The organism is Streptomyces aquilus (assembly GCF_003955715.1).
Lineage (GTDB): Bacteria > Actinomycetota > Actinomycetes > Streptomycetales > Streptomycetaceae > Streptomyces > Streptomyces aquilus.
The window spans coordinates 3,823,302-3,849,552 of sequence record NZ_CP034463.1 but is presented as its reverse complement, the minus strand read 5'-3'; the positions used below and the strand labels follow the sequence as shown (position 1 = coordinate 3,849,552).

Here is a 26,251-nt window from a genome sequence, read left to right as displayed (position 1 = left end):
CTCTCACCGGTACTCCGACAGCCTGCGGCCGATGCCCAGCACCGCGCCGGCCGCGCCCAGGACGGCGAGCACCGCCGCGCCCACGGTCAGGCCCGTCATCGCGTCCAGGCCGTCGCCGGCCGACTGCTCGAACTCGGTCTCCTCGTGCGCGATCGCCTTGGCGAGATTGGCGTCGACGCTGTCGAAGCACTCGCCCGTCGCGTTCTTGGGGCCGATGACCCGGTTCAGCGCCGCCTCGTAGTTGCCGTTGTCGTCCTCGTCGCGGGCCGCCTTGTGGCGGTTCTGCCACTCCTTCATGTTGCCCTGGGCCTCGGTGACCGGCTTCTCGCCGGAGTTGTCGTCGGCGAGCTTCGCCGCTTCGGCCAGGCCCGCGCCGAGGGTCTTCATGTCCTCCTGGAAGTCGCTGTCGTACGCGTCCAGCGTCTGCTCCACGCCGTTCGCGTCCTTCACCGTCACCGTCTCGGCGCCGCGGGCGACCAGGGTGAGGTTCTCGTTGCCGCGCGCCTTCAGGGAGGCGATGCGGGCGTCGTGCAGGACGTTCAGGGAGCGGACGCCGTGGTCGTAGGAGTCGTTCAGTCCCGCGCGCGCGACGGTGTGGCCGACGACGAGCCACAGGAGCACGACCGTCGCGGTGGCCGTCGCCGCGACCAGGCCGTGGTTCATGACCCGGTTGGTGCGCCGGTAGTTGCGGTGCTGGGCCCAGGCGAGGGCGGCGAGGACCAGGACGCCGAGGGCTATCGCCGCCCACGGGTAGGGCGTCGCGTCGTCGTAGTCGGCGCGGAGGCGTTCGTTCTCGCTCGTGTACAGGTCCTCCGCCGCCGGGAGCATGTCGTTCTGCATCTTCTCGTTGGCGTAGCGCAGATACGCGCCGCCGACCGGGAAGCCCTGGCGGTTGTAGGTGCGGGCGCGCTCCACCAGGCCCTTGTACTCCGGCAGCAGACGGTTGAGCTTCGTGACCGTGGCCGCGGCCGGGGAGTCGGGGTCCGAGTTCGCGGCGGCCTTGACGAGGCCGGCGGCCGCCTTGTCGATGTCCTTCTCGTAGCGGTCGCGCGAGGTCGCCGTCTCCTGGCCGCCGGCGAGGAAGCCGCTGGAGGCGGCCGTGTTGGCGTCGGCGAGGCTGCGGTAGATGTCGGCGGCGGCGCTGCTGAGCGGCTGGCTCTTGTTGAGGACGTCGTCGGCGGCGGCCGCGCGGTCGGCCGTCTGCCAGGCGGTGACCGCGCCGAACGCGATGACCAGGGCGGCGAGGAAGGCGCCGATGATGCGGAGCCGGCCGGGTTCGGTGGTGGCCGCGTGGCGCAGGCGATCGAGGCCCTCGGCGAACGCGGTGCGGCGGGGTTCCTGTGGGGCGGGGGCGGCGGCCGGGGTGGGGGAGCCGTCGCCCTGCGCCGGGGGGCCTGGTTGTGGCGGTACGGCCGGCATCGTGGGCATGCCGAGGTTCGGTGGTGGCGCCGCGCTGCTTTTCGGCGGGTGTGTCACTGTTGACCTCCCCCATGGTCATCTGTCGCCGCAAGTATCGCTGCCGGGACCGACAATGCGCACCGGCCTTCACTGGATCTTGATCGGATCGCAGTGTGTCTGCCGGAATCCCGGCATCACACAGCGCCCCGCACCACCCCCTGCCCAATCACACGTCGGGGGAATCTGTTCGGTTCCCGGTTCGGGCGGGCTCGGGTGGATGCGGGGTGGACGGCGGTGGGGAGGTGGGCCGTCAGTGCTCGTAGTGCTCTCGTGTGCGTGTCTGGGCCTCCACGGGTGCCCCTACGTCGTCCAGGCCCAGCAGTGCCGCTCCCAGTACCGGGCTCGCCGTGACCACTTGGGGGACGGCCTTGGGGGCACGGGACGCGAGCAGGTCCCTTATTCCTGCGTCCAGTCGGGGGTGGCGTGCGGCCAGTACGCCGCCGCCCAGGAGAACCGGCGTCTCCTCCTCCAGGAGGTCCAGACGGGTCAGGGCCACCGTGGCCATCGCCACCACCTCTTCGGCCAGGCGGTCCACCAGGGCGCGGGCGATGCGGTCGCCGGAATCCGCCGTGGTGAAGAGGACCGGGGTGAGTTCGTGGCGGCGGGCGGGGGCTATGTGTTCCCGGTGCAGGGCCTCTATCAGGGCGTACATGGACGGGAGGCCGTAGTGGGCGGGCAGGGTGTGGGCCAGCGCGGTGGGGGCGCCGCGGCCGTCCGCCGCCCTTGCCGCGTGCCACAGGGCCTCCTCCGCCAGGCCCCAACCGCCGCCCCAGTCACCGGAGATGCGGCCCAGTGCCGGGAAGCGGGCGGTGCGGCCGTCGGGACGCATGCCGACGCAGTTGATGCCGGCGCCGCACACCACGGCCACGCCGCGGGGTTCGGCGGCGCCGGCGCGGAGGATGGCGAAGGTGTCGTTGCGGACCGCGACGGTGGTGCCCCAGGCGCGGGCTTTCAGGGCCGCGGCCAGCTGTTCCTCCTCGAAAGGGAAGTCCGCGTTCGCCAGGCACGCCGAGATGTGGTCCGTGGTGGTGACTCCGGCTGTGGTGAAGGCTTCGGTCACGGCCTCGGCCACGGTGTCCAGCGCCGCCTCGACGCCCGTCGCGTGGGGGCGGAAGCCGTCTCCTCGTGCCGTGGCCAGGACCGTTCCGTCGGGGGCCAGGACGGCGACGTCCGTCTTGCTGTTGCCCGCGTCTATGGCGAGGACACCTGCGGTCATGCCCACGCGAGATGCTCCCGGTTGTGTGCGATCAGTCGGTCGGTGAGGTGGTCGGCGTACTCGTACTGGCCGATCAGGGGGTGGGCGAGCAGGGCCTTGAGGACACGGTTCCGGCCGCCGTGCAGGGCCGCTTCCAGGGCGAGGTGTTCGTAGGCCGTCACGTTGGCGATCAGGCCCGCGTAGAGGGGGTCCAGGGGTGGGACGGGGAGGGGCGTGGCGCCCTTCTGGCCCACGGCCGCCTGGACCTCGATCACCGCGTCGTCGGGGAGGAAGGGGAGCGTGCCGTTGTTGCGGGTGTTGACCACCTGGTACGGGCTTCCCGCGCCGGTGAGCAGGGCCGCGGCCAGGTCCACCGCCGCCTCCGAGTAGTACGCGCCGCCGCGCCGGGAGAGGAGCTCCGGCTTCTCGTCCAGGGCGGGGTCGGCGTAGAGCGTCAGCAACTGGGCCTCCATCGCGGCTACTTCGGCCGCCCGGGAGGGCTTGGTGCGTAGTTCCCGTACGACTTCGTCATGGGCGTAGAAGTAGCGGAGGTAGTAGGAGGGGATCGCGTCGAGGTGGGTGAGGAGGGCGTGCGGGAGGTGGAGGTCCGCCGCTATCGCCTCGCCGTGGTGGGTGAGGAGGTCGGGGAGGACGTTGCGGCCCTCGGGGCCGCCGAGGCGTACCGCCGTCTCCCAGGTGAGGTGGTTGAGGCCCACGTGGTCCAGGTGGACCTCGGAGGGGGCGACGTCGAGCAGGGCCGCGAACCTGCGCTGGAAGCCGATGGCCACGTTGCACAGGCCCACCGCCTTGTGGCCCGCCTGGAGGAGGGCCCGGGTGACGATGCCGACCGGGTTGGTGAAGTCGATCAGCCAGGCGTCGGGGTTGGCGCGGCGGACCCGCTCCGCGATGTCCAGGACCACGGGGACCGTGCGGAGGGCCTTGGCCAGGCCGCCGGCGCCGGTCGTCTCCTGGCCTACGCAGCCGCACTCCAGGGGCCAGGTCTCGTCCTGTGCGCGGGCCGCCTGGCCGCCGACGCGGAGCTGGAGCAGGACCGCGTCGGCGCCGTCCACGGCCGCGTCCAGGTCGGAGGTGGTGGTGATACGGCCGTCGTGGTGCTGCTTGGCGAAGATGCGGCGGGCCAGGCCGCCCACCAGGTCGAGGCGTTCGGTTGACGGGTCGACCAGGACGAGGTCCTCGATGGGGAGCGTGTCCCGCAAGCGGGCGAAGCCGTCGATGAGTTCGGGGGTGTAGGTCGAACCGCCGCCTACCACGGTGAGTTTCATATGCGGGACTAACCCTTCACTCCGGTGAGCGTGACACCCTCCACGAACGCCTTCTGCGCGAAGAAGAACACGAGGATCACGGGGGCCATGACCAGCACGGTCGCGGCCATGGTCAGGTTCCAGTCGGTGTGGTGCATGCCCTTGAAGGACTCCAGGCCGTAGCTGAGGGTCCAGGCGTTCTGGTTCTCCGAGGCGTAGATCTGGGGGCCGAAGTAGTCGTTCCAGGCGTAGAAGAACTGGAACAGGGCCACCGCGGCTATGCCCGGCTTCGCCATGGGGACGACCACCCGCAGGAGGGTGCGCAGGTCGCCGCAGCCGTCGACCTTCGCCGCGTCCACGTACTCGTTCGGGATCGTCATCAGGAACTGGCGGAGCAGGAAGATCGAGAACGCGTCGCCGAACGCCATCGGGATGATCAGCGGCCACAGCGTGCCGGAGAGGTCCAGCTGCTTCGCCCAGAACAGGTACATCGGGATGATGACGACCTGCGGCGGCAGCATCATCATCGAGATCACCAGCATCAGGGACAGATTGCGGCCCCGGAAGCGGAACTTGGCGAGCGCGTACGCCACGGGGAGCGAGGAGACGACGGTGAGCGCCGTGCCCGCCCCCGCGTACAGGAGCGTGTTGCGCCACCAGGTGAGGAAGCCCGGGGTGTCGAAGACCCTGCGGTAGTTGCCCCACTCCCAGGTGTGCGGGATCAGGTCCCGGCTGAGGGCCTGGGTGTCGCTCATGAGGGAGGTCAGGAACACGAACACGAAGGGGAGGGTGAAGAAGAGGGCGGCGGCGAGGCCGAGGGAGTGGACCGCGATCCATTCCAGGAGCGCCTTGCGGCGGGCCGTTCGTTCGGCGGGGCCGGCGGGGGTGCGCACCTGTGCGGGCCTGTCCAGTACTTGGGTCATCGGTCAGTCACCTGCCTGGATCAGGCCGCCCCGGCGCCGCATCAGGAACGCGGTGAAGGCCATCGAGAGGGCGAAGAGGACCAGGGCGACGACACAGGCCGAGCCGTAGTCGAAGCGCTGGAAGCCGAGGTTGTAGACGAGTTGGGGGAGGGTGAGCGTGGACTTGTCCGGGTAGCCGGGCTCGAACTGGGTGCCGGCGCCCTGGATCACGCCCGAGGCGACCTTCCCGGCGATCAGGGGCTGGGTGTAGTACTGCATCGTCTGGATCACGCCGGTCACCACCGCGAACATCACGATCGGCGAGATGTTCGGGAGCGTGACGTACCGGAACCGCTGCCAGGCGGAGGTCCCGTCCAACTCGGCCGCCTCGTACTGCTCCTGGGGTACGTCGAGCAGCGCGGCCATGAAGATGACCATCAGGTCGCCGATGCCCCACAGGGCGAGCAGGGTGAGGGCCGGCTTGGACCAGGTGGGGTCGTTGAACCAGCCGGGCGCCGGGATGCCGACCTTCTCCAGGACCGAGTTGACCGGGCCCGTACCGGGGTTGAGCAGGAAGGCGAAGGCCATCGTCGCCGCCACCGGAGGGGCCAGGTAGGGCAGGTAGAACAGGGTGCGGAAGACCCCAGTCCCCGTCTTGATCTTCGTGATCAGCAGGCCGATCCCGAGTCCGAACACGACCCGGAGACTGACCATCACCACGACCAGCCACAGGGTGTTGCGCAGGGCCGGCCAGAAGAAGGGGTAGTGCTGGAAGACGTACGTCCAGTTCTGGGTGCCGCTCCATGTCGGCGGCCTGAAGCCGTCGTAGTGCATGAACGAGAAGTAGACCGTCGAGATCAGCGGGTACGCGAAGAAGACCGCGAAGCCGATCAGCCAGGGGGACATGAAGGCGAGGGTGCGCAGCGCCGACCTGCGGCGCTTCGACGCCAGGGTGATCGTGGCCATCACTTCGCCTGCGCGATGTCCGTGTCGATCTGCTGCGCCGCGTCCGCGAGGCCCTTGTGGAGGTCGGTGACCTTGCCGCTCTCGTAGGCGTAGCCGAGTTCCTGGACCGTGGTGAGGTACACGCCGCCGTTGACCGAGGACGGGGCGGTCGTCGAGTCCGGGTTCGCCGCGATGTCCAGGAAGGTCTTGAAGCGCGGGTCGTACTTCAGCTTCGGGGACTTCAGGGCGGCGAGCGTGGAGGGCACGTTGTGGATGGCGTTGGAGAAGTTCACCACCGCGTCCGTGTCCGTGGTGATGTACTTGACCAGCTCCCAGGCCGCGTTCTGCTTCTTGCTGGTGGCGGCGATGCCGGCGATGGTGCCGGTGATGTAGCCCTTGCCGTACTGGTCCGCCTGGTCGTCCGGGACGGGCAGCGGGGCGACGCCGATCTCGAAGCCGGGCTTGGCGTCCAGGGCCATGCCCAGGCGCCATTCGCCGTCGAGCTGCATGGCGACCTGACCGGTGTGGAAGGGGTGCTTGGGGCCCCACTCGTCGCCGAGCTTGGCGCGGTACGTCTCCAGCTTGCGGTAGCCGCCGAGGGCGTCGACCAGCTTCTTCTGGACGGTGAAGGCGGCGGCGACGGCCGGGTCCTTCGCGATCGTCGACTTGCCGTCCTTGTCGAAGTACGTGGGCGAGAACTGGCCCAGGTAGTGCTCGGTCGTGGTCTCCCAGCCGTGGTAGTTCGGCATGAAGCCGAGCTGCTTGAAGCTGTCGCCCTGCGGGACGGTCAACTTCTTGGCGTCGGCCTCGAATTCGGACCAGGTCCTCGGCGGGGCGCTGATGCCCGCCTTCTCGAAGGCCGTCTTGTTGTAGTAGAGGCCGTAGGCGTCACCGAGGAGCGGGACCGAGCAGCGGTTGCCGTCGAACTGGGTGTACTCGTTCATCGCCGCCGGGAACGTCTTGTCCGGGTCGATCTTCGCCTTCTCGAAGAAGGGGTTGAGGTCGACCAGGGCGCCGGAGGAGCAGAACTTGCCGACGGCGTTGGTGGTGAAGGACGAGATCACGTCGGGCGCCTTGGAACCGCCCGCGCGCAGCGCCTGGTTGATCTTGTCGTCGGTCATGTTGCCGACGACGTTGACGTGGATGTTGGGGTGCGCCTTCTCGAAACCGGCGACCAGTGCCTTCACGGCCTTCACCTCGGAGTCCGCGCTCCAGGCGTGCCAGAAGTTGATGGTCGTCTCCTTGGAGGCGTCGTCGTCGGCGCCGGAGCTGGACTGGCCGGTACAGGCCGTGGTCAGGAGGGCGACGGAGGAAAGCAGGGTAAAAGCCGCTGTTCGGGCACGGTTGGGCATGGCGAAGTCTCCCTGGGGCGGGGAAGGGGATGAGGGAAGGGCTCAGCGCGAGGTGTCGAAGACCTCGTCGCGGGTGGCTGCCAGCGCGCTCTCCAACGCGCCGCGCAGCACGGGCTGTTCGCGTACGTCGCCGACGACGAGGTGGGGGCGGGCCGCGGCCAGCTCCGCCAGTTCGGACTGGACGAGCGCGCGCAGCCGCTCGCCGCCGGCGGTGAGGGAAGCGCCGCTCAGGACGACGAGTTCCGGGTCGAGGACGGAGACGAGCGAGGCCAGACCGGTGGCGAGGCGGGTCGCGTATGTCTCCAGCAGCTGTTGGTGGGCGGGGTCTTCGGAGTGTGCGGCGCGGGCGACGAGGGCGGCGGCGACCTCGGCGTACGGGCCGCTGGGGATGTCGTCGATGCCGAGTTCGCGGGCGAGCCGGGGGACGGCCTGCGAACCGGCCAGCTCCTGGTAGCCGCCGCTGTTGGCCTTGGTGACCTGCCGTACCAGCGGGGTGCCCGGCACCGGCAGGAAACCGACCTCGCCCGCGCCGCCGGTCCAGCCGCGGTGCAGCCGGCCGCCGAGGACGAGGGCCGCGCCGAGGCCGCCCTCGTTCCACAGCAGGACGAAGTCGTCGTGGCCGCGGGCCGCGCCGAGCCGCTGTTCGGCCACGGCGACGAGGTTGACGTCGTTCTCGTACTCCACCGGCATCGGCAGCGCGGCGGCGAGTTCGCCCAGGAGGGCGGGGGTGTGCCAGCCCGGGAGGTGGGAGGCGTAGCGCAGCCGGCCGGTGCCCGGGTCGAAGGCGCCGGGGGTGCCGATGACGAGCCGGTGGACGTCGGCGCGGACCAGCCCGGCCGCCTTCAGGGCGCCGTCGAGGGCGTCGGTGACCTGCTGGACGACCGGGGTGCCGGTCCTTCTGCCCGGGGTGGGCAGTTCGTACGAGCCGATCGTGCGGCCGGTGATGTCGGCGACGGCGGCGAGGATGCGTTCGGGGGTGACGTCGAGGCCGGCGGCGTACCCGGCGGCCGGATTCACCTCGTACAACTGGGCGTTGGGGCCCGGGCGGCCCTCGGTGGTGCCGCCGGCGAGGACCAGGCCCGCCGCTTCGAGGCGGGCCAGGAGCTGGGAGGCGGTCGGCTTGGACAGGCCGGTGAGTTTGCCGATGCGGGTGCGGGACAGCTGCCCGTGCTCCAGGAGGAGGTCGAGGGCGGCACGGTCGTTCATGGCGCGGAGTGTGCGCGGGGTGCCGGCCATGTGTGCCCCTCTCCCGGGAATGTTCCGCAGCAGACTCTACGGACCGTGACTGTTAGGAAGGTTTCCTATCGGATGCAGGGAACATAGGTCCGGGCCGTGGGGGAGTCAAGGGGGTGAAGGAAACCGCCCTCGCGGGAAACGGAGTCGTTACCTGCGAGCCCGGTACCGGGGGCGCAACGAGTTCATCACGATCACGCCTTCCCGCAGGTCGGGGCGTGCTTCTTCACAGCTTTCCGGCTTTTCATCGATCGGCTGCGAACGTGGGTTCGGGGCGCGGTGGGGGTGGGGCGTGAGGAATGCGGTGCGACGTGCCGTGCCGGTGGTGGTGCTGGCGTGCGCGGTGGCGGGCGGTCTGTCCGGGTGCCGGGTGGGCGGGGACGACACCAGGGCGACGACCCGCGTGACCAGGACGGCGTCGGCGTCGGCTTGTACGGGGGCGATCCGATGGGGGCGGGTGAACGAGGAACGGACCCTTGTCGCCGTGTCGCGGGTCGTCACGGTGGGCAAGGACGCCGGGGACGTGCGGCTGCTGCCGGTCCGGGTGCGGGAGCTGGTGCCGCGGGTCGAGACGAGCGGGGCCGGGCTCTCGACCGAACGGGTCCTGGCGTCCCTCGACAAGCGCCTCGGCGACGCGTTCGAGGTGGCCGGGCCCGGCCGGTCGTCCGCGACCGTGGAACACCCCGACGTCGCCGATTTCCTGGGCGGCTCGGGCCGTTTCGTCTCCGCCTGGGGCGTACGGGCCGTCGACGCGAGCTTCACGGCGGACTGCGGCGGTACGACGCCGGTGTACGGCAGCGTCAGCACCTGGTACGGCAGCAGCGGCGCCTCGTTGCGGTGCGGCGTGGACCCCGCCGAGCACGGCGACAAGGAGCGCTGGGTGACCGAGGCGTACACCCTGGCCTGCGGAGACGGTTCATGAAGCTGCTCCTGGCGTGCTGGCGGGCGGCCGTGGCCGTCCAGTCGCCGCTGATGGTCGTCCAGTTGCTGGCCGGGCTCGTTGACGACGGATTCACCTGGGGCAACCTGGGGCGGTCGCTGGTGATCGCGCCGCTCACCTGGGGCACCGTCAGCCTGCTCTGGGCGGTGCTGGTGTGGGCGTGGCTGCGGCGCCGGTCGCGGACGGCGGGACTCGCGTTCTCCGTGCACGTCCTGGACGACCGGCAGACGCACCCGCTGCGCTCGGCGGACGTCTCCGACGGCTGGCAACAGCGCATACGCGACCGACTGACCTCCTCCGACCGGGCCTTCCTCATCGCCGGGAAGGGGCAGGAGATCGCCGGGAAGGGCCAGGAGGAGGTCCGCTTCCTGTGGCGCCCGGGCCGCCGCGCGGACCACTCGGTGCACGGCTCCCTGTCCTTCGACGCGGCTTCCGGAACGGTCCTCGTCGACCTCCGCGAAGGCGACCACCACCTCGGCGTGGCCGGCCTGCGCAAGGGCACGTCGTACGTCGCCGTGTGCCAGGTGGCGCGACAGCTGGGGCTGAGGGGGACGGCCGCGGGATGACGGAAGGGCGGCGCCCGGGATCACACCGGGTGCCGCCCTCCTCGTACCGCCTGCTACTTCGGCACGCTCGGCGGGGCCAGGGGGGTGGCCGCCTCGGCCTGGGGGGACGCCGTGTTGGAGTAGACCGAGGGGGCCGCCACGGCCGCCGTCGGGTCCGGGGCCGGCTCGGGGTCCGCCGCCACCGCCGGGCCGCCGACGATGTCGATGTCCGCCGCGTCGAAGGCGCGCTTGACGCGCCAGCGCAGTTCGCGTTCCACCGTCAGGGCCTTGCCCGGCATCGTCTTCGCGGAGACGCGCACGACCATCGAGTCGAGCAGGACGCTGTCGAGGCCCAGGACCTCGATCGGGCCCCACAGGAGCTCGTTCCAGGGCTCCTCCTTGCTCATCCGCTCGGCGACCTCGCCGATCGTCGCCTTCACCTTGTCCAGGTCCTCGGACGCGCGGAGGGTGACGTCGACGCCCGCCGTGGCCCAGCCCTGCGAGAGGTTGCCGATGCGCTTGACCTCGCCGTTGCGGACGTACCAGATCTCGCCGTTGTCGCCGCGCAGCTTCGTCACGCGCAGGCCGACCTCGATGACCTCGCCGGAGGCCACGCCCGCGTCGATGGTGTCGCCGACGCCGTACTGGTCCTCCAGGATCATGAAGACGCCGGAGAGGAAGTCCGTGACCAGGTTGCGGGCGCCGAAACCGATCGCGACACCCGCGACACCCGCGGAGGCCAGCAGCGGGGCGAGGTTGATCTCGAAGGTGGCCAGGATCATCAGCGCCGCGGTGCCCATGATCAGGAAGCTGGCCACCGAGCGCAGCACCGAGCCGATCGCCTGGGAGCGCTGACGGCGGCGCTCCACGTTCACCAGCAGGCCGCCGAGCGCCGTGCCGTCGACCGCCTGGACCGTGCGGTTCATGCGGTCTATCAGCTTGGTGATCGCCCGCCGCACCGCGACTCTCAGCACCGCCGCTATCACCAGGATCAGCAGGACGCGCAGCCCGATCGCCAGCCAGGTCGACCAGTTCTGCTCGACCCAGCTCGCGGCGTTCGTCGCGCCCTCCTGGGCGTCCTGGAGCGAGGGGACGGTCGCGACCCCGCTCTCCGACGGAGAGGGCGACGGGGTCGCGGCCAGTAGGACGGCGGGCAAGGACACGGCAGGTACCTCCAGGTGCAGCGTCCGCCACCCGGCTGATGGTCAAGGTCACGGAAAGGTCACCGGGCGGCAGACCCACCACACTAACGGTGCATCGTGTGGGGATCGTTGCCATGTTCGAGGGAGAGACCGTGCTCACCTGGGGATGAAGAAAGCAGTGGTCGCAGGTGTGGTCGAAAACACTCCCAGCCCGTTACCGGGAGATGGTGGCGCTTCCACCAGGCATGAGGGGAGACTGACTACAGATCGTCCCGGCGCGAGCCACGCGCCGCCGACGCCCAAGGAGGCATCCGTGCCGCATGTCCTGGTCCTCAACGCGTCGTACGAGCCACTGGGCGTCGTACCGCTTCGCCGCGCGCTCATCCTCGTGCTCGAAAACAAGGCCGTGTGCCTTGAGGAGTCCGGCGCCTTCATGCACAGCGCAACCGTCACAGTCCCCGCACCAAGCGTGGTCCGGCTCAAGCGATTCGTCCGGGTTCCCTATCGGGGGCCCGTTCCTCTGACCCGTCGTGCGCTGTTCGCCCGCGACGGGGGCCGGTGCATGTACTGCGGTGGCGTCGCAACCAGCGTCGACCACGTCATCCCGCGCAGCCGCGGGGGCAAGCACGTGTGGGACAACGTGGTGGCCTCGTGCCGCCGCTGCAACCACGTGAAGGCCGACCGACACCTGTTCGAGATCGGCTGGCGGCTGCGTCACAAACCCGCTCCGCCCACCGGCCTGGCCTGGCGCATCATCGGGACCGGGCACAGGGACCCGCGCTGGCTGCCGTACTTGCAGCCGTACGGCGCGGACGACGCCCTGGCCCGGATCGACGGCATCTCCGCCTGACGACGATCCGGGCCTTCGTGTTGTCCCGTGGGTGTGCTGTCCCGGGGGTCCCCCGTGCCCCCGGGACAACAGTCGTGGGTGCCTGCCGGGCCACGGTCGTGCGTGCCCACGGGGCAGTGATCACGGCCGTCTCAGGCGTACCGCAGCTCCGCCGGGCGCGCTGAGCGGCGCAGCAGCGGCAGCGAGGTCGCGGCGGCCAGCAGGCTCGCCGCGTACACGGCCACCGGGACGAGCAGCGCCAGGTACGGCACCACCGGCGCCCCGTGCTCGGAGGCGACGGAGGAGGACCAGACGCCGATCGTCAGTCCGCCGAGCCCGGCCAGCGCGGTCGCCGGGGCCAGCGGGATCGCCGTCTCCAGCAGGGTGGCCTTCGCCAGCACCGCGTACGGCACTCCGCTCGCCGTCTGCGCGGCCAGGCCCCGGCGCCGGGTGGCGACGGACTCGGCGGTGCCGACCGCGAGCGCGGTGAGCACCAGGACGAGGGCGACGAGGACGGCGAGGCCCGTGAGGTTCAGGCCGTTCTCGTAGTAGCCGACCGGCTCCGCGTAGTGGCTCCCCCGCTCGTGCAGGAGCGACAGCATCACCTGCCGTACCCCCATGAACCCGGAGCCGACGACCGTCACCAGCAGCACCGCGGCATGGGTACGGGCCGCCGCCCACGGGTCGTCGCGCAGCCGTTCCGCCGCGATCAGCACCGCCGGGCTCTTGGCGCGGGCGGCCAGGCCCTCGCCGAGTTGCCGGGCCGAGGCGCCGGTCAGCCACACCGCCACCGCGCCGACCAGCAGACACATCGCGAAGATCGTGAGCGGGCCGAGTGTGAACCGGAGCGGGTTGCCGAACACAGGAGTGGCCGCCACATACACCACGAGGAGCACGAGCAGCGCGGTCGCCGCCCGGAACAGCCGTCCGGGACCCCGGGCCGGCCGCACCCGCCGTACCCAGCCCAGTGGCGAGGCGATCAGCCGGCGCAGCGCCAGCGCGCTCACCGCCGTGCCCAGCACCGGCACCCCCACCGCCACCACCGCGATGCCCGCCCAGGCCGCCGGGTCGGGGTGCCGCCAGATCCGGAGCAGGGTCAGCACGGCGAACACCGTGGTCACCGCCGCCGCCACCAGACAGGCCAGCCCCGACTCCAGCGCGGCGATCCGCCGCGTCTGCGCGGGGGTGGCCCCCGCGAGCCGCAGCGCGGCCAGCCGCCGGTCGCGGTGCACGGCGCCGATGCGGGCGCACTGGCCGACGAACCCGAGCACCGGTATGAACAGCAGCAGGAGCGCGGCGATCACGCCGGCCCGGGTACCGGGCTGGTCGAGCAGTCCGCCGCCGACCGGCACGGTGAGCTGCCCCTCCAGCGGCACGAGCGCGGCGATCACCAGCCCCAGGCCGGTCGCCAGTGCCGCCCCGACGGCGAGGAGCAGGGCCCGCCACCCCTCCCGGCGGTCCGAGCCCCGGGTGAGCAGCCAGGCGAGGCGCAGATCGGCGCTCAGGTGCGTCCAGGTCGTCACGCCGCCACCTCCTGCGGGACCACGATCCCGTCGCTGAGTGCGACCTCGCGGTCCGCGTAGGCCGCGACCTGGGCGTCGTGGGTGATCAGCAGGACCGCCGTGCCGCGCTCGCCGGCCGTGTGGGTCAGTGCCGTCATCACCTGTTCGCTCGCCAGGGAGTCCAGCGCGCCCGTGGGCTCGTCCGCGAAGACCACCTTCGGGTCGGTGACCAGGGCCCGGGCCAGCGCGGTCCGCTGGGCCTGGCCGCCGCTCATCTCGCCGGGCCGCAGCGCCTCCTGCCCCAGCACACCGAACCGCTCCAGCCACTCCTGGGCCCGGACCTGGGCGTCCTTGCGGGCCGCGCCCGCCAGCATCAGCGGCAGGGCCACGTTGTCGAGCGCCGTCAGCTCCGGGATCAGCTGCCCGAACTGGAACACGACCCCGAAGTCCGTGCGCCGCAGCTCGCTCAGCCGCTTCTCCGGCAGGGTGTGGAGCTGCTCCCCTGCGTAGCTCACCGAGCCCTCGTCCGGGCGGACGATGCCCGCGAGGCAGTGCAGCAGCGTCGACTTCCCGCTGCCGCTGGCGCCGGTCACGGCCAGGATCTCGCCGGCCCGCAGGTCGAGGGAGGCGCCGCGCAGGGCCTCGGTCGGGCCGTGCGCCTTCACGAGGTCACGCGCCGCCAGGAGCGGCACTGTGGTGCTCATGCTGTGTCGACCTCCGCGGTCAGAGTGGTCAGCCGGGCCGCCGTCGTGGTCATCCAACGGAGGTCGGCGTCAAGGTGGTTGAGGGCGTAGTCCGCCGAGAGGACGGTCGCGAGATCGGCGCCCTTGGCGGTCTTGACGTGCGTGAGCTCCCGCATCCGGGCCATGTGGGCGGCGCGTTGGGCGCGCAGATAGGCCTCCGGGTCGCCGCCGGAGAGGATCGAGACGACGACCTTGGCGAAGATCTCGTTGGTGACGAAGGGGGCCGGCGGGGCGATCTCCCCTGCCCACTGGGCGAGTTCCCGCTCCCCGTCGGCCGTCGCACGGTACGTCGTACGCTCCGGGCCGCCGTCGGACTCGGTGGCGTCGACCTCGGCCAGACCGTCGCGGACCAGGCGTTGCAGGGTCGTGTAGACCTGCCCGTAGGCCAGCGGACGGGCCTGCGGGAAACGTTCGTCGTGGCGCCGCTTCAGGTCGTAGCCATGGCTCGGCCCCGAGGCGAGCAGCCCCAGCAGGATGTGGCGGGTGCTCATGGCGATCATTATGCACTCGATACATGTACTGAGTGAATAGTGGTCTGTGATCTTGCGGGGCTCTCCCGGTGATCTTGCGTGGCTCTTCGGAACGGACAGAATGTGACGAGAGCCGCGTTGTTCGCTTCCGCACGTCTGTCGTCGCTTCCGCTGGGTAGGGCTGCGGTATCCGCACGTCGTACAGGACACTCCCCACAAGGAGGCCCCCGTGGCCGCACCGGCACACCCCCTCTCCAAACCCGAGGCGTTCCTCGGCGCGCACGACTGTGTCTTCAGCGCCGAGGGCGCCTGCGTCGAGACGCCGCTGACCAGCGAACCGCCCCTGCCCGACGCCGAGCCCCTGACCAGCGAGCCGCCGCTGGCCGACGCCGCCCCGTTGACCAGCGAGTCCGATGCCGATGCGGAGTTGTAGATGACCGCTGCCGAGCCCCCGTCCGAGGACCTCTCCCGGCTTGCCGGGCTGCACGGCGTCGCCACCTCCTACCGCCCCGCCCCGGACCGCACCGTCGACGCCTCGGCCGCCGCCGTCACCCGCACCCTCACCGCCCTCGGCGTCGACACCGCCGACCCCGCGGCGGCGCTGGCCGCCCGTGAGCGCGAGCTGCGCGCACGGCTGCTGCCGCCGACGGTCGTGTGCTGGAGCGGCACCCCGTCCGCCGCCCTCGACGCCCTCCCCGACGGCACCCGGCTGCGCATCACGACCGAGCAGGGCGAGACCCGCTCCGCGGTCGACCAACTCCCGCCCGGAGTCCACTCGTTGACCGCCACCGCGCCGGACGGCCGGGTCGCCGAGGCCCATCTGGTCGTCGCCCCCGCCCGGCTCCCCACCCCCACCGGACGCTCGTACGGACTGCTCGTCCAGCTCTACTCCCTGCTCTCCCGCCGCTCCTGGGGCATGGGCGACCTCGGCGACCTCGGTGAACTCACCGCCTGGGCCGGACGCGCGCTCGGCGCCGGATTCGTGCAGGTCAACCCGTTGCACGCGGCCGTACCCGGCGCCCCCACCGACCCCTCGCCCTACCGCCCCTCCTCCCGCCGCTTCCCCGACCCGGTGCACCTGCGCGTCGAGGACGTCGACGAGTACCCGTACGTCGCCGACCGCGACCGCGTCCGCGCACTCTCGGAACGGGCCGCGCTCCTGCGCGAATCGGTCCTGGAGAAAGGGGCGTTGATCGACCGGGACGCCGTGTGGGAGCTCAAGCGCGAGGCGCTCGAACTCGTCCACGAGGTCCCCCTCGGGCCCGGCCGGCGCGCCGCCTACGCCGACTTCCTCGCCCAGGAGGGCCAGGCACTGGAGGACCACGCCACCTGGTGCGCGCTCGCGGAGGTGCACGGCTCGGACTGGAGCCGCTGGCCGGCCGCGCTGCGCGACCCCCGGTCCGGCGAAACCGCCCGCGCCCGCGCCGAGTTGATGGACCGCGTCGACTTCTGGTCATGGCTCGCCTGGCTCACCGACGCCCAACTCGCCGCCGCCCAGCGCGCGGCCCGCGACGCCGGGATGGGCGTCGGTGTCGTCCACGACCTCGCGGTCGGCGTGCACCCGCAGGGCGCCGACACCTGGGCGCAGCAGGAGTACTTCGCCGCCGGGATGTCGGTCGGCGCCCCGCCGGACGCCTTCAACGCGCGCGGCCAGGACTGGGGGCTGCCGCCCTGGCGCCCGGACCGTCTCGCCGAGTCCGGTTACGCGCCCTACCGCCGCCTGCTGCGCGCCCTGTTTCGGTACGCCGGTGCGCTGCGCATCGACCACGTCATGGGCCTGTTCCGCCTCTGGTGGGTCCCGCAGGGGCTGCCGCCGACCGAGGGCACCTACGTCCGCTACGACGCCGAGGCCATGCTCGCGATCCTCGTGCTGGAGGCCTCGCGGGCCGGGGCGATGGTCATCGGCGAGGACCTGGGGACCGTGGAGCCCGGGGTGCGCGAGACGCTGCGTGAGCGGGGGGTGCTCGGCACGTCGGTGCTGTGGTTCGAGCGGGACTGGGAGGGGGACGGCCGGCCCCTGCCGCCGGAGCGCTGGCGCGCGGACTGTCTGGCCACCGCCACCACCCACGACCTGCCGTCCACCGCCGCCCGGCTCACCGGAGAACACGTCGAACTCCGGCACCGGCTCGGGCTGTTGACGCGCGGGCTGGCCGAGGAACGGGCCGAGGCGGCCGCCGACACCGGGGAGTGGCTGGAGGTGCTTTCACGCCTCGGGCTGCTGCACGCCGCGGGGGGTGGGCGCGGCACGTCGACGGAGGAAGCCGAGGTGCAGGCCGTGCACCGGTTCCTGCTGCGCACGCCCGCCCGGCTGGTGGGGGTCTGGTTGCCGGACGCGGTGGGGGACCGGCGGCCGCAGAACCTGCCGGGGACGTGGGATCAGTATCCGAACTGGCGGTTGCCGATCGCGGATGCGGAGGGGCGGGCGGTGACGCTGGAGGAGTTGGCGGGGGAGCCTCGGTTGTACGCGTTGGTGGACGTGTTGCGGGAGCGGGGGCTGGACGGGAGTGGGGCTTGAGGGGCGGCTGCTTGGGTGGGGGGTGGGGGGCGGCTTGTGGTGCGGCTGCCCGCGGCTGGGCGGATGGGCGGCGGCAGCTCATACGTACCCCCGGGCGCGCGGGCTCGAGCGGCGTTAGATACTTTGGCACCGTGGACAAGAAGAACGCCCTGCGCGCCGGTGCTCTGGCTGCCGGTACGACGCTGATGATGCTGCTCATGACGTCTCCCGCGCTCGCGCTCACCCGGGACGACGGTGACGACCCCGGGTCCGGCCTGAGCGTCATCGAGACGCTGGGCCTCTTCGTCGCGGCCCCGCTCGTGATCTTCGGGGTCATCGCGGGCCTGGTACTGGTCCTGGACAAGTCGCACGCGGACCACCGGGTGAGCGTGCCCAAGAGCAAGGCGAAGGCCAAGGCCAACGCCTGACCGGGGTTCACCCAGGTCAACACAGGTTTCCCGAGGGCGCCGGCCCTGTCCCGCGTACGCGCAACCGCCGTACGGGGTCAGGCCGGCGCCCTCAGTGTGTTCGCGGGGCCGTGTTTCTAGGGGTTCGGCGCCGTGAGATACCGCTGCACCGTCGGGCCCAGCCACGCCACGATCTCCTCGGGGTGCAGCGCCACCGCCGGCGGAATCCGCAGCACGTACCGGGTGAGTGCCAGCCCCAGCAGTTGCGACGCCGTGAGCGCGGCCCGCACCGGGATCTGCTCGGGGTCGGGGCACACCTGCCGGGCCACCGGCAGCAACTGGTCCCGGAAGATGCCCTGCATGCGCTCGGCCCCGGCCTGATTCGTGGCGCCGACCCGGAGCAGGGCGGTGAGGACCTCGTCGTCCTCCCACATGTCGAGGAAGTGCCGCACCAGGACCGCGCCGACGTCCCGCGGGGAGAGCCCGCCGATGTCCGGCAGCTTCAGGTCGACCGCGACGGCCGCCGCGAACAGGCCCTCCTTGTTGCCGTAGTAGCGCATCACCATCGACGGGTCGATGCCCGCGTCCTTGGCGATGGCGCGGATGGTGGCCCGCTCGTACCCGTCGGTGGCGAACCGCTCCCTGGCCGCGACGAGGATCGCGTCACGGGTCGCGTCGGAGCGACGGGGGCGGGGGCCGGGGCGGGGGTTGGGATTGGGGGGCGCGGGGGTGGTGGTCATGCCTACGAGTGTAGGCCTACACCTGTTTGCCAACAACCGTTTGCCAGCAACCGTTTGCCAACAACTGTTGACTTCCTGGTGCACCCAGCCCTACTCTCCTCAACGAGCGTTGGCCAACAACCGTTGGCAAACACATGTTGGCAACAGGAGGCCACCATGAACGGCACCGGCACCGGCACCGGCACCCACCCCGTGATCGTCGTCGGCTCCGGCCCCACCGGCCTGCTCCTCGCCGGTGACCTCGCCGGCGCCGGCGTCCCGGTCACCCTCGTCGAGAAGCGCCCGCACCAGATCAGCAACCTCTCCCGGGCCTTCGGTGTCCACGCCCGCACCCTGGAGCAGCTCGACGCCCGCGGCCTCGCCGACGACCTGCTGGCCACCGGCGACACCATCACCGGCCTGCGTCTCTTCCGTCGGCTGTCGCTCGACCTCGGGACGCTGGAGTCCCGCTTCCCGTTCCTGCTCATCACCCCGCAGTACGAGGTCGAGCGGCTGCTGGAGCGGCGGGCGCGGGAGGCGGGGGTGGAGTTCCGGTACGAGAGCGAGGTCGTCGGGCTGCGGCAGGACGACGGCGGGGTCGACCTCGACGTACGGGGCCCGGACGGGGTGACCGCCACGCTCCGCGCGGACTACGTCGTCGGCACCGACGGCCACCACAGCGCCGTGCGCCGGGCGATCGGCGTGGACTTCCCCGGCGTCGCCGTCATCAAGTCCCTCTTCCTCGCCGACGTCCGGCTCGCCGAGAAGCCCGAGGGCGTGCTCACCGTCAACGGGGCGGACGACGCCTTCGCGATGATCGCCTCCTTCGGCGACGGCTGGTACCGGGTGATGGGCTGGAACCGCCGGCACGAGGTCCCCGACGACGCCCCGCTCGACCTGGACGAGATCAAGGAGGTCACGCGCCGCGCCCTGGGCACCGACTACGGCATGCACGACGCCCGCTGGCTCTCCCGCTTCCACAGCGACGAGCGCCAGGCGCCGCGCTATCGGGTCGGCCGGGTCTTCCTCGCCGGGGACGCCGCGCACGTCCACTCCCCGGCCGGCGGCCAGGGCATGAACACCGGCCTCCAGGACGCGGCCAACCTCGGCTGGAAGCTGGCCGCCGCCGTCCAGGGACGGGCCCCCGAAGGGCTCCTGGACACCTACGAGGCCGAGCGGCACCCGGTGGGCAAGGCGGTGCTGCGCAGCAGCGGCGGGCTGGTCCGGCTGGCCCGCGCGCAGAACCCGGCGCTGCGTGCCCTGCGGGGCCTGGTGTCGGCCTTCGTCAACGTAGCCCGCCCGGTGCAGCGCAAGGCGCTGGGCCAGGTCTCCGGCATCGGCTACCGCTACCCGGCTCCCCGCGGCGCCCATCGCCTCACCGGTACCCGCGTCCCCGACGTCGCCCTGACCGGCGGTCGCCTCTACGAGGTGCTGCGCGGCGGCCGGTTCGTACTGATCACCCCGGAGGCGTACGACGACCAGGGTGCCCGCAAGGACCGGCTGACGGTGGCCCACTGGACGACCGACCGCCGTACGACCGTGCTGGTACGGCCCGACGGATACGTGGCCTGGGCGGCGGACGCGGCGGACCCCGCCCGGACCGAGGCGGCGCTCACCGCCCACCTCGGCAGCTGACCGGCTCTAGCGGCCCGTCTCCTCCGTGCCCGCGAGCAACTCCCGCAACAGGTCGGCCAATTGGTCGGCCTGTTCGGCGTTCAGGGTGGACAGGGCCGTCGCCTCGGCGGTCAGACCGGCGCCGACCGCCTCGTCGACCGTGGCCAACCCCTTCTCCGTCAGGGTCACTTGGAGGCCGCGGCGGTCGTGGGGGTCGGGGGAGCGGCGGATCAGGCCCGCGCGTTCCAGCTTGTCGAGGCGGCCGGTCATGCCGCCGGTGGTGAGCATCAGCGTGCCGGAGAGCTGACGCGGGGAGAGGGTGTAGGGCTCGCCGGACCGGCGCAGGGTGGCCAGGACGTCGAACTCGCCGCGGGAGATCCCATGGGGCGCGTACGCCCGTTCCATGCGGTCGCCCATAGCGCGGGAGAGGCGGAAGATCCGTCCGAAGACCTCCATCGCCTTGGTGTCGAGGTCGGGACGTACGGCCGCCCACTGGTCGACGATCGCGTCGACGGGGTCCTTGCGCGGTGCACTCATGCGGAGAGTATCCGCCCGGTTCCGGTCGCCCGCAAGAAAGTGGGTTGACAGTAAGTAGCTTAGCGCTAAGCTAATTACCACCAAGCGACCTTCAGAAGGGTGTCGTCGTGAACCGCGCCGCGACCGTCCTGCTCACCGCCCTCGCCCCCGTCTCCTGGGGCACCACCTACGCCGTCACCACCGAGTTCCTCCCGGCGGACCGCCCCCTGTTCACCGGCCTCATGCGGGCCCTGCCCGCCGGTCTGGTCCTGCTCGCCCTCGCCCGGGTGCTGCCGCGCGGCATCTGGTGGGGGAAGGCCGCGGTGCTCGGCGCGCTGAACATCGGCGCCTTCTTCCCGCTGCTGTTCCTGTCGGCGTACCGGCTGCCCGGCGGGATGGCGGCGGTCGTCGGGTCGGTCGGGCCGCTGTTCGTGGTGGGGCTCTCGGCGGTGCTGCTCGGGCAGCGGCCCACGACCCGGAGCGTGCTCACCGGGGTCGTGGCGGCGTTCGGCGTCAGTCTCGTCGTACTGAAGGCGGCCGGGGCCCTCGATGTCGTCGGCGTGCTGGCGGCGCTCGCCTCCGCCGCCTCCATGTCCACCGGCACCGTGCTGACCAAGCGCTGGGGCCGGCCCGAGGGGGTGGGCCCGCTGGCGCTCACCGCCTGGCAGTTGACCGCGGGCGGGCTGCTCATCGCGCCGCTGGCCTTCCTGGTCGAGGGCGCCCCGCCGGCGCTCGACGGGCGGGCGATCGGCGGCTACCTCTACCTCGCGCTCGCCAACACGGCCGTCGCCTACTGGCTGTGGTTCCGCGGTATCGGCCGCCTCACCGCCACCCAGGTCACCTTCCTCGGCCCGCTCTCCCCGCTGACCGCGGCGGTCGTCGGCTGGGCGGCGCTCGGCCAGGCGCTGACGCCGGTCCAGCTGGCGGGTATGGCGCTGGCGTTCGGGGCGACGGTGGTCGGCCAGCTGCGGCAGCGGACCCCGGGGGCGACGGCTGGTGCCCCGATCCAAACGTTCAGTTTTACTGAAAAGAACGCTCGTAAAGATTCGATGGACGTGACAGGTCCGGCGCTGCGACGGTAGCTCCACCGAGATCACCGAGATCACCGAGCAGTCAGCAGTGGAGGACCTACGTGACCGACGTCCTCGAAAGGACCCCCACCCGTACGACCCCGAGGGCCGCGCAGACCGCCGCCCTCGGGGTCGTTTGCGCCGCCCTCGCGACCGTCGTCTGGTCGGGCAGCTTCGTCACCTCGCGTGCGCTGCACGACAGCGTGCCGCCCGTTCAGCAGGCCTTCTGGCGCTGGATCGTGGCGCTCATGGCGGTCGCCCCGTTCGGGGCGCGGCAGGCCTGGCGGCAGCGGGCGGCGATCCGCCGGCACCTCGGATACGTCGTCCTCGCCTCGTTCCTCGGCGTCACCGTCTACAACACCCTGGTCAACCAGGCCGGGTTGACCACCCCGGCCGCCACGATGGGCATGATCATGGCCGCGTCGCCGGTGCTGATGGCGGTGTTCGAGCGGGCGTCCGGCGTACGGCTGGGGCGGCGCCGGGCCGCCGGGCTGGTGGTGGCCTGCGTGGGGGTGCTGCTGCTGATGGGCGGCGGTGCCGGGTTCGCGGCCGGGGACCTGTGGATGATCGGCGCGGCCTGCTGCTTCGCCGCGTACAGCGCGCTGCTGCGGCGCCGGCCCGCCGAACTCGGGGGTACCGCCTTCCTGTTCACCACGTTCCTCGTCGGGGCCGGCCTGCTGCTGCCCGCGCAGGGCGTGAGTGTGGCGGTCCAGGGCGGGTTCACGCCGACGACCGCGACGCTGCTGCCGCTGCTGTACGTCGGAGTCGCCTCCTCCGCCGTCGCCTTCTTGGCCTGGAACAAGGCGATCGCCCTCGTCGGCGCGGCCCGTGCCGGGGCCGTCTACTACCTCCAGCCGGTGTGTGTGGCCCTGCTGTCGTGGGCCGTGCTCGGAGAGAGGGTCGGACCGGTCCAGGTGCTGTGCATGGCGCTGATCCTCGGCGGGGTGATGTTGGGCGCCGCCTCCTAGCTTGCGTAGGTTGCCCTCATGGTCGAGTGGGACATCCGGAAACTGCGCATCCTGCGGACACTGCGGGAGCAGGGCACCGTGACCGCGACGGCCGAGGCGCTGCGGATGACTCCGTCGGCGGTGTCGCAGCAGCTGACCAATCTGGCGAAGCAGGTGGGGGTGCCGCTCCTGAAGGCGCAGGGGCGGCGGGTGCGGCTGACGGACGCGGCGCTGCTCGTGCTGCGGCATGCCGAGGCGGTGTTCGAGCAACTGGAGCGGGCGGACGCGGAGTTGGCGGCGCATCTGCGGGGTGAGGTGGGGGAGGTCCGGGTCGGCGCCTTCTCGACCGCGGTGCCCGCGCTGGTCGTACCCGCTGTGCGGGCGCTGCGGGATTCCGCTCCCGGGGTGAAGGTGCGGGTGCGGGAGGCGGAGGCGGGGGAGGCGTACGAACTGCTGGCGGCGGGGGAGGTCGACCTCGCGTTGTCGCTGGCCGCGCAGGCGCCGGTGGTGGGGGACGGACGGTTCACGCGGGTGCAGCTGCTGGCGGACCCGCTGGATGTGGCTCTGCCCCGCGGGCATGAGCTGGCGGGCGTGCCGGGCCTGCGGTTGGCCGACCTGGCCGGGGAGCCGTGGATCTTCGGGGGGAGCGGGCCGTGGTCGGACATTACGCGCGGGGCGTGCGAAGCGGCCGGGTTCACGCCTCGGCAGGGGCACTCGGCGGCGGGGTGGACGGCGATCCTGGCGATGGTGGAGGCGGGGATGGGGGTGGCGTTGGTGCCGCGGATGGCTGCGGTGGGGAGGGGCGGGGTGGTGATGCGGGAGCTGGGGGCGGACCGGCCTGTACGGCATGTGGTGGCGGCGGTACGGCGGGGTAGTGAGGCGGGGGTTGTGGTGGGGCGGGTGCTGGGGGCGTTGGAGGGGGTTGCTGCGGGGGTGGGTTGAGGGTGCGGCGGGGTGAGGGGCTGAGGCCGGGGGGTGTCACTCACCCGCGTTGGCGGGGTGCCGCTGCGCCCACCCGTGCCGCCCCAGCGGCACGACTGCCCGCAGCTAGGCGGGGATGCATGAAGACTGGCGCCCGCCGCAGGTGCTCAAGGGGCACGGGGAACTGCGCGACCAGCCCCCACCGGCCCGCACACGCGTCTCAAGCTGCCGTCCCCCGCCCCTGGCGTCCCACGACAAGGGGCGCCCGGAATCACTCCGGGCGCCCCCCATCCACGTACCGCCTACTACTCCGTCGCCGCCGCGTCCGCAGCCTGCGCCCTCAGCGCGCGTTCCACGCCCGCCCGGGACTCCGAGACCAGCCGGCGCAGGGCCGCGTTGGGCTCGGCGGACGTCAGCCAGGTGTCCGTCTTGGCCAGGGTTTCCTCCGAGACCTGGACCGACGGGTACAGGCCGACCGCGATCTGCTGGGCGATCTCGTGGGAGCGGGTGTCCCAGATGCCCTTGACCACCTCGAAGTACTTGTCGGTGTAGGGGGCCAGGAGCTCACGCTGACCGGTCTGGACGAAGCCGCCGATCACCGCTTCCTGGACCGCGTTCGGGAGCTTGTCGGACTCCACGACCTGCGCCCAGGCCTCCGCCTTCGCCTCCGCCGTCGGACGGGCCGCGCGGGCGGTCGCCGCGTGGCGCTCGCCGGCCGCGGTCTTGTCCCGCTCGTACTCGCCGGCGATCTCGGCCTCGTCGAAACGGCCCACCGCCGCGAGGCGCTCCACGAACGCCCAGCGCAGCTCGGTGTCCACGGCCAGGCCCTCGATGGTGTGCGAACCGTCCAGCAGGGCCTCCAGGAGGTCCAGCTGCTCCGGCGTACGGGCCGTCGCCGCGAACGCGCGCGCCCACGCCAGCTGGTGGTCGCTGCCCGCGGTCGCCGACCGCAGGTGCGCCAGCGTGGCGTCGGTCCAGCGGGTCAGCAGCGCCTCGCGGGCCGCCGGGTCGGCGTACAGCTCGATCGCCAGCTTCACCTGGCGGTGCAGGGACTGCACGACACCGATGTCCGACTCCTTGCCGATGCCGGACAGGACCAGGGAGAGGTAGTCGCGGGTCGCGAGTTCGGCGTCGCGCGTCATGTCCCAGGCCGACGCCCAGCACAGGGCGCGGGGGAGCGAGGACTCGAAGTCGCCCAGGTGCTCCGTCACGAACGCCAGGCTCTGCTCGTCCAGGCGGACCTTCGCGTACGACAGGTCGTCGTCGTTCAGCAGCACGACCGCCGGGCGGCGCTTGCCGACCAGCTGCGGCACGGCCGTCAGCTCGCCGTCGACGTCCAGCTCGACGCGCTCGTCGCGGACCAGCTTGCCGCTGTCCTCGTCGAGCTCGTACAGGCCGACCGCGATGCGGTGCGGGCGCAGCGTCGGCTCGCCCTTCGCGCCCGCCGGGAGGGCCGGGGCCTCCTGGCGGATGGCGAAGGACGTGATGACGCCGTGCTCGTCCGTCTCGATCTCGGGGCGCAGGATGTTGATGCCCGCCGTCTGGAGCCACTTCTGCGACCAGGTGCCCAGGTCGCGGCCGGAGGTCTCCTCCAGCGCGCCCAGCAGGTCCGACAGCCGCGTGTTGCCGAACGCGTGCCGCTTGAAGTACGCCTGCACGCCCGCGAAGAACTCGTCCATGCCGACGTACGCCACGAGCTGCTTGAGGACGCTCGCGCCCTTGGCGTACGTGATGCCGTCGAAGTTGACCAGGACGTCGTCCAGGTCGCGGATCTCCGCCATGATCGGGTGCGTGGAGGGCAGCTGGTCCTGGCGGTACGCCCACGTCTTCATCGAGTTGGCGAACGTCGTCCACGAGTGCGGCCAGCGGCTGTCCGGCGCGTACGCCTGACAGGCGATCGACGTGTACGTGGCGAACGACTCGTTCAGCCACAGGTCGTTCCACCACTCCATGGTGACCAGGTCGCCGAACCACATGTGGGCCAGCTCATGGAGGATCGTCTCGGCACGGACCTCGTACGCGGCGTCCGTGACCTTGGAGCGGAACACGTACTGGTCGCGGATGGTGACCGCGCCCGCGTTCTCCATCGCGCCCGCGTTGAACTCCGGCACGAACAGCTGGTCGTACTTCTTGAACGGGTACGCGTAGTCGAACTTCTCCTGGAACCAGTCGAAGCCCTGCCGCGTCACCTCGAAGATCGCGTCCGAGTCGAGGAACTCGGCGAGCGAGGGACGGCAGTAGATGCCGAGCGGGACGGACTGGCCGTCCTTCTCGTACACGCTGTGCACCGAGTGGTACGGGCCGACGATCAGCGCCGTGATGTACGACGAGATCCGCGGGGTGGGCTCGAACTCCCAGACGTCGTCCTTGGGCTCCGGCGTCGGGGAGTTGGAGATGACCGTCCAGCCGGTCGGGGCCTTCACGGTGAACTGGAAGGTGGCCTTCAGGTCCGGCTGCTCGAAGGAGGCGAAGACGCGGCGGGCGTCCGGCACCTCGAACTGGGTGTACAGGTACGCCTGCTGGTCGACCGGGTCGACGAAACGGTGCAGGCCCTCGCCCGTGTTGGTGTAGGCGCAGTCCGCCGCCACACGCAGGACGTTGCGGCCCTGGAGCAGGCCGGGGAGCGCGATGCGGGAGTCCTTGAAGACCTCCGCCGGGTCGAGCGCGTCGCCGTTCAGGGTGACCTCGTGGACCTCGGGGGCCACCAGGTCGATGAAGGACTCCGCGCCGCTCTCGGCCACGTCGAAGCGCACCGTGGTCACGGACCTGTAGGTACCGCCCTCTTGCGCGCCGGAGAGGTCGAGATCGATCTCGTAGGACTCGACGGTGAGCAGCTGGGCTCGCTGCTGAGCCTCTTCGCGAGTCAGGTTTGTGCCAGGCACGCGGTCATCTCCTCGTTATGGGTAGGTTCGGCGGTTCCGCCATCCTTCCATGGGAGCCGGACGAAACGCGATGTCCGGAACCCGCCGGTGACCGGGGAAGACAGGCGGGAGGGTGGAGTCCATGGCACCCATGACACCCACGGCACACATGACACCCGTGACG

24 protein-coding genes are annotated in these 26,251 nt (G+C 71.7%); 10 read left to right on the top strand and 14 right to left on the bottom strand.

What is annotated here, in order from left to right:
• Window positions 1–3: 3 nt before the first annotated feature.
• The 7 genes from EJC51_RS17640 to EJC51_RS17610 all read right to left on the bottom strand — a co-directional run bounded on the left by EJC51_RS17640 (window position 4) and on the right by EJC51_RS17610 (window position 8,350).
• Window positions 4–1,419, bottom strand: a complete 1,416-nt coding sequence (locus EJC51_RS17640) for a hypothetical protein (RefSeq protein ID WP_126277002.1) — start codon at window positions 1,417–1,419, stop codon at window positions 4–6.
• A 289-nt stretch (window positions 1,420–1,708) separates the two neighbouring features.
• Window positions 1,709–2,680 carry an N-acetylglucosamine kinase gene (locus EJC51_RS17635; RefSeq protein WP_126271958.1) on the bottom strand — a complete coding sequence of 324 codons (972 nt, stop codon included), beginning with the start codon at window positions 2,678–2,680 and terminating at the stop codon, window positions 1,709–1,711.
• Window positions 2,671–3,936 carry a 6-phospho-beta-glucosidase gene (locus EJC51_RS17630; protein WP_126271957.1) on the bottom strand — a complete coding sequence of 422 codons (1,266 nt, stop codon included), beginning with the start codon at window positions 3,934–3,936 and terminating at the stop codon, window positions 2,671–2,673. Before EJC51_RS17630 ends, EJC51_RS17635 begins: the two co-directional genes overlap by 10 nt.
• 8 nt (window positions 3,937–3,944) lie before the next feature.
• A complete protein-coding gene (locus tag EJC51_RS17625; protein WP_126271956.1) occupies window positions 3,945–4,838 on the bottom strand; it encodes a carbohydrate ABC transporter permease in 894 nt (297 codons plus the stop codon).
• Window positions 4,839–4,841: 3 nt separating this feature from the next.
• Entirely contained in the window at window positions 4,842–5,783 is a 942-nt protein-coding gene (locus EJC51_RS17620) for a carbohydrate ABC transporter permease (protein ID WP_126271955.1), read from the bottom strand.
• Window positions 5,783–7,114, bottom strand: a complete 1,332-nt coding sequence (locus EJC51_RS17615; RefSeq protein ID WP_126271954.1) for an ABC transporter substrate-binding protein — start codon at window positions 7,112–7,114, stop codon at window positions 5,783–5,785. Before EJC51_RS17615 ends, EJC51_RS17620 begins: the two co-directional genes overlap by 1 nt.
• Before the next feature lie 42 nt (window positions 7,115–7,156).
• Entirely contained in the window at window positions 7,157–8,350 is a 1,194-nt protein-coding gene (locus tag EJC51_RS17610) for an ROK family transcriptional regulator (protein WP_126271953.1), read from the bottom strand.
• A gap of 301 nt (window positions 8,351–8,651) precedes the next feature.
• On the opposite strand from EJC51_RS17610, the gene EJC51_RS17605 reads away from it, so the two are divergent.
• A complete protein-coding gene (locus EJC51_RS17605) occupies window positions 8,652–9,269 on the top strand; it encodes a hypothetical protein (RefSeq protein ID WP_126271952.1) in 618 nt (205 codons plus the stop codon).
• Entirely contained in the window at window positions 9,266–9,853 is a 588-nt protein-coding gene (locus EJC51_RS17600) for a hypothetical protein (protein WP_126271951.1), read from the top strand. Before EJC51_RS17605 ends, EJC51_RS17600 begins: the two co-directional genes overlap by 4 nt.
• Window positions 9,854–9,906: 53 nt before the next feature.
• Here EJC51_RS17600 and EJC51_RS17595 read toward each other — a convergent pair whose 3' ends face one another.
• Complete coding sequence (locus tag EJC51_RS17595) at window positions 9,907–10,995, bottom strand: mechanosensitive ion channel family protein (RefSeq protein WP_126271950.1); 1,089 nt, start codon at window positions 10,993–10,995, stop codon at window positions 9,907–9,909.
• A gap of 292 nt (window positions 10,996–11,287) precedes the next feature.
• On the opposite strand from EJC51_RS17595, the gene EJC51_RS17590 reads away from it, so the two are divergent.
• Window positions 11,288–11,824 (top strand): HNH endonuclease, encoded by a 537-nt coding sequence (locus tag EJC51_RS17590; RefSeq protein ID WP_079308460.1) that lies wholly within the window; start codon window positions 11,288–11,290, stop codon window positions 11,822–11,824.
• A 131-nt stretch (window positions 11,825–11,955) separates the two neighbouring features.
• On the opposite strand, the gene EJC51_RS17585 is transcribed toward EJC51_RS17590, so the two are convergent.
• From EJC51_RS17585 to EJC51_RS17575, 3 genes are read right to left on the bottom strand one after another with little or no spacing between them, the layout of a single operon-like run.
• Entirely contained in the window at window positions 11,956–13,326 is a 1,371-nt protein-coding gene (locus EJC51_RS17585) for an ABC transporter permease (protein WP_244362682.1), read from the bottom strand.
• Complete coding sequence (locus EJC51_RS17580) at window positions 13,323–14,009, bottom strand: ABC transporter ATP-binding protein (protein WP_126271949.1); 687 nt, start codon at window positions 14,007–14,009, stop codon at window positions 13,323–13,325. Before EJC51_RS17580 ends, EJC51_RS17585 begins: the two co-directional genes overlap by 4 nt.
• A complete protein-coding gene (locus EJC51_RS17575; RefSeq protein ID WP_126271948.1) occupies window positions 14,006–14,539 on the bottom strand; it encodes a PadR family transcriptional regulator in 534 nt (177 codons plus the stop codon). Before EJC51_RS17575 ends, EJC51_RS17580 begins: the two co-directional genes overlap by 4 nt.
• Before the next feature lie 208 nt (window positions 14,540–14,747).
• On the opposite strand from EJC51_RS17575, the gene EJC51_RS17570 reads away from it, so the two are divergent.
• From EJC51_RS17570 to EJC51_RS17560, 3 genes are all read left to right on the top strand, one after another.
• Complete coding sequence (locus EJC51_RS17570; protein WP_126271947.1) at window positions 14,748–14,951, top strand: hypothetical protein; 204 nt, start codon at window positions 14,748–14,750, stop codon at window positions 14,949–14,951.
• A complete protein-coding gene (gene malQ, locus EJC51_RS17565) occupies window positions 14,952–17,033 on the top strand; it encodes a 4-alpha-glucanotransferase (protein ID WP_126271946.1) in 2,082 nt (693 codons plus the stop codon). It abuts the gene before it with no gap.
• A gap of 131 nt (window positions 17,034–17,164) precedes the next feature.
• The gene (locus EJC51_RS17560) at window positions 17,165–17,440 is read left to right on the top strand and encodes a hypothetical protein (protein ID WP_097264192.1); all 276 of its coding nucleotides are present in this window, start codon (window positions 17,165–17,167) and stop codon (window positions 17,438–17,440) included.
• 116 nt (window positions 17,441–17,556) lie between these two features.
• On the opposite strand, the gene EJC51_RS17555 is transcribed toward EJC51_RS17560, so the two are convergent.
• Entirely contained in the window at window positions 17,557–18,159 is a 603-nt protein-coding gene (locus EJC51_RS17555) for a TetR/AcrR family transcriptional regulator (protein ID WP_126271945.1), read from the bottom strand.
• 156 nt (window positions 18,160–18,315) lie between these two features.
• On the opposite strand from EJC51_RS17555, the gene EJC51_RS17550 reads away from it, so the two are divergent.
• Complete coding sequence (locus EJC51_RS17550) at window positions 18,316–19,773, top strand: FAD-dependent monooxygenase (RefSeq protein WP_126271944.1); 1,458 nt, start codon at window positions 18,316–18,318, stop codon at window positions 19,771–19,773.
• A 6-nt stretch (window positions 19,774–19,779) separates the two neighbouring features.
• On the opposite strand, the gene EJC51_RS17545 is transcribed toward EJC51_RS17550, so the two are convergent.
• Window positions 19,780–20,289 carry a MarR family winged helix-turn-helix transcriptional regulator gene (locus tag EJC51_RS17545; RefSeq protein WP_126271943.1) on the bottom strand — a complete coding sequence of 170 codons (510 nt, stop codon included), beginning with the start codon at window positions 20,287–20,289 and terminating at the stop codon, window positions 19,780–19,782.
• A 107-nt stretch (window positions 20,290–20,396) separates the two neighbouring features.
• Here EJC51_RS17545 and EJC51_RS17540 point away from each other — a divergent pair, with 107 nt between their 5' ends.
• From EJC51_RS17540 to EJC51_RS17530, 3 genes are read left to right on the top strand one after another with little or no spacing between them, the layout of a single operon-like run.
• The gene (locus EJC51_RS17540; RefSeq protein WP_126271942.1) at window positions 20,397–21,350 is read left to right on the top strand and encodes an EamA family transporter; all 954 of its coding nucleotides are present in this window, start codon (window positions 20,397–20,399) and stop codon (window positions 21,348–21,350) included.
• A 50-nt stretch (window positions 21,351–21,400) separates the two neighbouring features.
• Window positions 21,401–22,306 (top strand): DMT family transporter, encoded by a 906-nt coding sequence (locus tag EJC51_RS17535; RefSeq protein ID WP_126271941.1) that lies wholly within the window; start codon window positions 21,401–21,403, stop codon window positions 22,304–22,306.
• 18 nt (window positions 22,307–22,324) lie between these two features.
• Complete coding sequence (locus EJC51_RS17530) at window positions 22,325–23,227, top strand: LysR family transcriptional regulator (protein ID WP_126271940.1); 903 nt, start codon at window positions 22,325–22,327, stop codon at window positions 23,225–23,227.
• Between the two features lie 284 nt (window positions 23,228–23,511).
• Here the strand turns inward: EJC51_RS17530 and pepN are convergent, their stop codons facing one another.
• Entirely contained in the window at window positions 23,512–26,088 is a 2,577-nt protein-coding gene (gene pepN, locus EJC51_RS17525) for an aminopeptidase N (protein ID WP_126271939.1), read from the bottom strand.
• Window positions 26,089–26,251 lie beyond the last annotated feature (163 nt).